At 67.2% G+C, this 7135-nt stretch carries 5 protein-coding genes; 3 read left to right on the top strand and 2 right to left on the bottom strand.

The genetic code is table 11. The features are described 5' to 3' along the window. The 3 genes from V7E09_RS13745 to V7E09_RS13735 form a co-directional block, all read left to right on the top strand. The coding region (locus V7E09_RS13745; protein WP_324512388.1) for a cobyric acid synthase at positions 1–992 on the top strand (992 nt) is incomplete at its 5' end. Between the two features lie 136 nt (positions 993–1128). After that, positions 1129–2742, top strand: a complete 1614-nt coding sequence (locus tag V7E09_RS13740; protein WP_324523554.1) for a metallophosphoesterase — start codon at positions 1129–1131, stop codon at positions 2740–2742. 166 nt (positions 2743–2908) lie between these two features. Then, positions 2909–3400 (top strand): helix-turn-helix domain-containing protein, encoded by a 492-nt coding sequence (locus V7E09_RS13735; RefSeq protein ID WP_324512386.1) that lies wholly within the window; start codon positions 2909–2911, stop codon positions 3398–3400. Here V7E09_RS13735 and V7E09_RS13730 read toward each other — a convergent pair. Both V7E09_RS13730 and V7E09_RS13725 read right to left on the bottom strand, forming a co-directional pair. Further along, positions 3397–3948, bottom strand: coding sequence for a PIN domain-containing protein (locus V7E09_RS13730; protein WP_324512385.1), 552 nt, complete (start codon positions 3946–3948; stop codon positions 3397–3399). The genes V7E09_RS13735 and V7E09_RS13730 overlap by 4 nt on opposite strands. Before the next feature lie 3 nt (positions 3949–3951). Then, positions 3952–7119 (bottom strand): type I restriction endonuclease subunit R, encoded by a 3168-nt coding sequence (locus V7E09_RS13725; RefSeq protein WP_324523553.1) that lies wholly within the window; start codon positions 7117–7119, stop codon positions 3952–3954. Positions 7120–7135: the final 16 nt, after the last annotated feature.

Raw genomic sequence — 7135 nt, 5'->3', positions numbered from 1 at the left:
CCAGGCGTTTCGACCTGCCGATGGTGCTGGTGGGCGACATCGACCGCGGCGGCGTCCTGGCGTCGATCTTCGGCCACTGGGCGATCCTGGACGACGCCGACCGAGCACAACTAGCCGGCTATCTGATCAACAAGTTCCGCGGGGATCAGTCCGTTCTCGCCCCCGGCCTGGACGAACTGAGCGTCCGCACCGGGCTGCGCAACTTCGGCGTCGTGCCGTGGCTGGATCAGGTGTGGCTCGACTCCGAGGACGCCCTCGCGTTCGCCCGCTGGCCCCGGACGCCCGGCGCGGGCGGCGTGCTGCGGGTGGCGGCGATCCGGTTCCCGCGGATCTCCAATGCCACCGACCTGGACGCCCTCGCCGCCGAACCCGGCGTCGACGTGTTCATCGCCGACCGTCCCGACGACCTGGCCCGCGCCGACGTGGTCGTGCTGCCCGGCAGCCGCTCGACCTTGGCGGACCTGGAGTGGCTGCGCTCCCGCGGACTGGCCGAACCGCTCGCCGAGCGCGCCCGCACCGGGGCGCCCATCCTGGGGATCTGCGGCGGTTACCAGATGCTCGCCCGCATCATCGAGGACCCCATCGAGTCCACCACGGGCTCCTCTCCGGGCCTGGGGCTGCTGCCCACGCGCGTCGACTTCCACGCCGCGAAGACCCTGGGACGCCCCGTCGGCGCCTGGCGCGGCGAAACCGTCCACGGCTACGAGATTCACCACGGGGTCGTCGCGACCGAAGCCGACGCCGAGCCGTTCCTGGACGGCGTCCGGGTGGGCAACACGTTCGGCACGATCTGGCACGGCGCGTTCGAGAACGACGGCTTCCGGCGCGCGTGGCTCACCGAGATCGCGGCGGCCGTCGGGTCGGACTGGCGTCCCACCCCCGGGGCCCCCGGGTTCGCCGCGCGCCGCGAACAGATGCTCGACGAACTGGCGGACGCCCTCGTCGAAAACACCGATATGAATGGCCTGCTCACTCTCGCGTCGAATAATTGAATCCGAAACATATCCTGAGGTCTCTCAACCTGTGATTCAGGGTTCTCAGAAACAACGGCGTTTCCTGAGAGCACGCTGATAATCTCCCAGCAACTCCGGGCGTTGGGTCCGGTCAGGTGGTGGAGGCACGACAAACATGAAGACACTGGAACGACGATGGGCGGCGATCGCCGTCGCGGCAGTCCTGGCGACCGGGGGGCTCACGAGCTTGTCGACCGCCAACGCCGACGCGGCGACGTGCGGGGAACTCACGATGCCCGTCTATCAGGCGGTCAATCCGAAATCGGGCACGCAACTCCTCAGCCCGTGGTCGAATGAGGTCGCCGGCGCGACGGCCTACGGTTTCACCGAGAACCGGGGGCTCGTCGGGTACGGCTCCTGGTCGGCTTCCGGCGGGTACACGTCGGTCGCCCGGTTGTACAACGCGGCGACGGCGGACTTCGTCTGGCTCGCCACCGCGTCCGACATCGCCGCCGCCGAGGCGCGCGGCTACACCAAGCAGGACGTCATCGGCTTCTACGCCTCCACCGCCCCGACCTCCTGCACCACCCCCGTCTACCGCGTGACGCGCGGCCAGGCCACCCGCAACGCCTGGTCCGACAGCGAACTGTCCACCCTCACCTCCGCCGGGTGGACCAACCAAGGCGTCGCGTTCCACCTCAAGGTCCAGGGCGTGACGCCCAGCCCCACACCAACCCCCACACCCACCCCGACGCCGACCACCGCCGCCAGCGCGACGGCCACCCCCTCACCCGTAGCACCCAGCGCCACCCCCGTGGCCACGCCCGACGAGAAGCCGTCCACGTCGACCGACAACCCGGACACGTTCAGCATCGCGATCATCGGTGACACCCAGACCGAGGTCCTCACCGACACCGATCGCCGGTTCACCAACCGGACGCAGTGGCTGGCCAAGAACAAGGAGTCGCTGGACCTGCGCTACGTCCTGCAGACCGGCGACCTCACGAACTGGGGCTGGCTGGTGCCCGCCCAGTACACCCGCGCCAAGGCCGCGACCAACGTGCTCACCGACGCAGGCATCCCGTTCGCCGTCACGATCGGCAACCACGACACCCGCGCCGTGGGCTGGGACGGCGTCGCTGGATCCACCGGCTACGGCGGCTCCGCGTACGCCAACAACCCCGAGTGCGCGACCCGGCTGGGGGCCTCCAACTGCAAGTCCTGGACGCTGGTGCGCGACACCGACGAGTTCAAGGCCGCCTACCCGGTGTCGGCGCTGAAGAACGTCGGCGGAACCTACGAGAGCGGCAAGCCCGACAACGTGTGGACGACCTTCACCGCCAACGACACCGACTGGCTGGTGATGACGCTGGAACTGTGGCCGCGCCAGGGCGTCGTGGATTGGGCCAAGCAGGTCGTGGCGTCCCACCCGCAGCACAACGTGATCATCCAGACGCACCACTACCTGGACGGCAACGCCACGATCTCGACATCCAACGGCGGCTACGGGGCCACCAGCCCGAAGTACCTGTACGACCAGGTCGTCTCCGCCTACCCGAACGTCAAGATCGTCGCCTCGGGGCACACCGGCTCCTTCACCAGCCGCAAGGACACCATCAACGGCAACACCGTCGTCTCCTACCTGGGCAACGACCTGGGCGACGCGGCGAACCCGGTGCGGGTCGTGACGATCAACACGAAGACCGGCCAGGTCGACAGCGTGATCGACAACCCGATCGACGGCACCACCAAGGGCACCACCAGCCACACCATCTCGGTGATTCCCTGAGCAGCCTGAACCGCTGAACCCGGGGGCGGCGCGTCGCGGACAGCGGCGCGCCGCCCCCGGCATCTCGCCCAAGATCCGACGCGCAGTTCACGCCGATCCTCCCCGCAGAGCACACATCACCCACAACACCCTTGCGAATATTTCGTTTATGCGGAACACTCGGGGTATGAACACCGCCGTGCAGGACGCCGCAACCTTCAGCCCCGAAGACCAGCCTGCGGCCGATGTCATCGACTTCGTCGAGGCCCTGCGGAGCCGAGGTCTCGACGTGCCGGAATCGAAGGCTCGCCTGGTCTCCCGCGACGGCGAACACTCCATTGATCTGCCCGATGAGCTTTACCGTGTACTCGTGTTCGCGGCGATCAACATCGCCGAAGGGCGAGCCGTCACCGTCGCCCCCATCGAGAAGCAACTCACCACCCAAGAGGCCGCCGAGTTCCTGGGGATCTCACGGCCCACGCTGATCAAGTTCATCGATCAAGGCGAGATCCCCTGCACCAAGGTGGGCCGCCATCGCAAGGTCCGCCTGGGTGATCTGCTCGACTATCAGCGTCGGCGAGCCGCCATTCGTCGCCAGGCATTGGCGGAGATGGTCGACATTGCGCTGGAACACGACCTGTACGAGGCCACCAGCGGTTCAGCGGAGGGGATTCGCTAGATCCAGGTCTCGATGACCTGAGCCGATCCCGGCAGGCCCGCTGCACGAAGCCGCTCCGCAAGGGCGCCGACATCGTGTGGTGGGAGTCGGTTCTTGCGCAGCATCGCCTCAACGGCGGCCCGCGACCACAGCGGGTGAAGGTCCAATTGGTCGAGCACGAAGGCATCAGGGTGTTTGGCCTCGATGTCGTAGGGGCTCAGGGCCGCCGCCGGGAAGTCTTTGAGGTTGAACGTAACGAGGGTGTGGGCTGAACTCCGTACGCACGCGGCCAGCACATGCCGGTCGCCCGGGTGGTTCGTCATGTCTCCGATCAGCGCCTCGTAGCCACTCACCATCGCCTCGGGGAATGCCGCCTCCATCCGCGCCCGCCGACTGTGGACGGCATCGGCCGTTGTTCGGCCCTTTCCCGACACGTTGCGCTCCATCTCATCCAGGACATCGTGCGACCAGTAGGGCACGAAGCAGCCCCGGAGGGCGAGGTGGAGCAGGAGGTCTGTCACCTGCTGGCCAAACAGGACGCAGGTATCGAGGAAAGCCGGAAAGGCCATGCCTTACACCTCCGGTGAAATCGCGTTGGCGAGCACTTCCATCTGTTCCAGCACCAGCGTGACGGCACCGGGCTGCCTGTCGGGCGGGTACTTGTAGCGGCGCAGCAGCCGTTTCACCTCGGAGCGGAGCTTGGCTTGGACGTCGGGGCGGCGCGTCCAGTCGGTGCGAACATCGCGCTGCATCACGCCCACGAGTTCGCGGGCAATCTGGGCGAGCATGTCGTCGCCTTGCAGCAGAACGGCCGAGTCGTTTTGGCTGACGGCGTCGTAGAAGGCTAGTTCGTGAGCCCCCAGCGGCGGGGTGAACCGTTGCCCGCGGTCAGCCTCATCGGCCACTTCCTGGGCCAGACGCGCCAGTTCGGCGATGACTTCAGCGGAGGTGAGTTGTTGGTTGGTGTAGCGGTTCATCAGTTCTGCGATGCGTTCACTGAACGCCTTCTGACGCACCACGTTGCCGGTCGTGGCCTGGCGCGACTCTGCCACCAGCAGGTCACGCAGCACCTCGATCGCGAGGTGGGGGTGTTCGGCTCGTTGGAAGCCTGCAAGCATCTCGGGGGTGAGCGCCTGGATGCTGGGGCGCGGGATCCCCGCCGCAGCGTAGATGTCGGTGATGTCGCCGACCGCGGTGGCGTCCGCCACGACGCCGCGTAGCGCGCGCAGGATCTCCTCGGGGATCGGCTGACCGTTCGCTTCGCGTTCCTTGGCGTCGTACTTCGCCATCCAGACGCGCACCTCTTCGTAGAAGCGCACCTCGTCACGGAGCGCGGCCAAGGCGTCGGCTCCGGACGCCATCGCCCAGACGCGTCCCAGTTGCGCCGAGAGCATCCGGTAACGATCCCCCACCGTGAGGGCACCCTCGGCCACCTGGTTGCCGGGAGTGTGGGGAGAGCGCAGGTATTCGACGGCTCCCCCGACGGCTTTGCGGGCTCGCTTCGGGTCGGTTGAGGCCATGACCCTGCGCCAGTCGAAGCCGCGCAGCAGTGCACGGAGCGCCTTGACGAGGTCGACGCCAGTGGTGGCCACCTCGTCGGTGGTCTGCCCGACGGGTTTCTTCGCCTGGTCGGTGGCGGTGTATTCGGCCAGGGCGTCGCGCAGGTTGTCGGCGAGGGGCGCGTAGGCGACCAGCAACCCGTCGCGCTTGCCGCGGAAGGTGCGGTTGACCCGCGCGAGGGTCTGCATGAGCAGAGCGCCCTTGAGGGGGCGGTCGAGGTAGAGGGTGTGCAGCGGGGGCGCGTCAAATCCGGTGAGCATCATGTCTTTGACGATCACAAGTTCGAGCGGATCTTCGATGTCTTTGAGCCGGTTCTTGATGACTCGGTTCTCCGATTCGCGGCGCACATGGTCGCGGATGGGGGGTTCGTCGGATGCGTTGCCCGAGTAGACGACCTTGATGGTTCCCTTGTCGAGGTCAGGTGAGTGCCAGTCGGGGCGCGACGCGACGATCTGGTCGTAGAGACGAGCGCAGATCTCGCGGGTGGCGCACACGATCAACGCTTTGCCGTGCGGCGTCGCCTCACTGTCGGTCGGCTGGAGGGATTCGTCCATGCGTTCCCGGCGGTCCTCCCAATGCTCGACGATGTCTCCGGCGAGGGCAGCGAGGCGTTCGGGGGCGCCGTAGATGGCGTTGATGACCGCGACGGATTGTTCGATGCGCTGCCGTTCGGCCAGGTCAAGGTCGCGGGATTGTTCGTCGGCGATGCGGTCGAGGTCGGCGGGGGTGAAGCCGTCGGCGAGGCTGATCTGGATGAGTCGCTGCTCGAAGACGACGGGCACCGTCGCCCCGTCCTCGACGGCGCGTGTGAGGTCGTAGATGTCGATGTAGTCGCCGAACACGGCGCGGGTGTTGTGGTCGGCCGCGCTGATCGGGGTTCCGGTGAAGGCGATGAGGGTGGCGTTCGGCAGCGCGTCTTTGAGGTGCCGGGCGTAGCCGTCGAGGTCGTCGTAGTGGCTGCGGTGTGCTTCGTCGACGATGACGATGATGTTGCGGCGGTCCGACAGCAGCGGGTGCTCATCCCCGGCGTCGCGTTCGTCGCTGGTGCGCCCGAACTTCTGCAGCGTGGTGAACAGGATGCCCCCGCTGGCGCGGTTGCTGAGCTGATCGCGCAGTTCGCTGCGGCGGCGCACCTGGAGCGGCGATTCGGCGAGCAGTGTGGAGCGCGCGAAGGTCTCGTAGAGCTGGCCGTCGAGTTCGGTGCGGTCGGTGATGACGACCAGGGTGGGGTTGAGCAGCCGAGGGTGCGTCATGACGAGGTTGGCGTACAGCTCCATCTCCATGGACTTGCCGGAACCTTGGGTATGCCAGACCACGCCCGCCTTACCGTGGGAGTCGACGGCGCGCACGGTGCTGTCGACGGCTTTGCGAACGGCGAAGTACTGGTGGGGCTTCGCGATCCGCTTGATGAGGCCGGTGTCGGTTTCGTCGAAGGCCGTGAAGTGGACGACCAGATCGAGGAACCGCGCCGGTTCGAAGAGCCCGTGGGCGAGGATGTCGAGTTCGGTAGCGTCCGGACCCGTCTCGACGGGGACGCCCTGTTCGTCGACCGTCCACGGGGAGTAGTGGTTGAGCGGGGTGAAGGGGGTGCCGTACTGCGCCGACAGGCCGTCGCTGATGACGGTCGCGACGACGGTGCGGAACGCCATCCCGAACTCGTGCAGGTAGGTGCCGAGTTGGCTGTGAGCTTTGGCGATGGTGGCGCCCTTATGCCCGGCCTGTTTGAGTTCCACGACGGCCAGCGGCAGCCCGTTGACGTACAGCACGACGTCGAAGCGTCGGCTGAACCCCTTCTCCTGGATCCGGACCTGCTGCACCGCCCGCCACTGGTTCTGCAGCACCTCTTCACCCAGCAGGCGCAGGGTCGGTGTCTGCTCCAGCCCGGCCGGGTCGGTGTACGTCACCCCCCGGTAGCCGTGGGCGAGCAGATCGTGAAACGCCTTGTTCTCGCTGATCGGATCCTGCGACTTGGGCTGCAACAGATCCGACGCCGCCTGCTGCAAGAACTGGTCCGGCACGCCCGGGTTGAGACGCCGCAGCGCGGCGAGGAAGTCCTCGCGCAGCACCAGCTCACCCAGCGACGCCCGCTGAGACTCCACCTCACTGCCTGTGTTGTGCGTCCAGCCGACCTCCCCCAGCCAGTCGAGCAGGTCGCTCTCCCACTGCGCTTCGGCGATCATCTACAGCACCTCCTCC

The sequence above is a fragment of the Propioniciclava sp. genome (genome assembly GCF_036744435.1).
Classification (GTDB): domain Bacteria; phylum Actinomycetota; class Actinomycetes; order Propionibacteriales; family Propionibacteriaceae; genus Propioniciclava.
This window is presented reverse-complemented; position numbering and strand designations above follow the sequence as displayed.

Coding starts and splice junctions, on each gene's coding strand:
- V7E09_RS13740 (WP_324523554.1), top strand. CDS start 1,129: ATGAAGACACTGGAACGACGATGGGCGGCGATCGCCGTCGCGGCAGTC.
- V7E09_RS13735 (WP_324512386.1), top strand. CDS start 2,909: ATGAACACCGCCGTGCAGGACGCCGCAACCTTCAGCCCCGAAGACCAG.
- V7E09_RS13730 (WP_324512385.1), bottom strand. CDS start 3,948: ATGGCCTTTCCGGCTTTCCTCGATACCTGCGTCCTGTTTGGCCAGCAG.
- V7E09_RS13725 (WP_324523553.1), bottom strand. CDS start 7,119: ATGATCGCCGAAGCGCAGTGGGAGAGCGACCTGCTCGACTGGCTGGGG.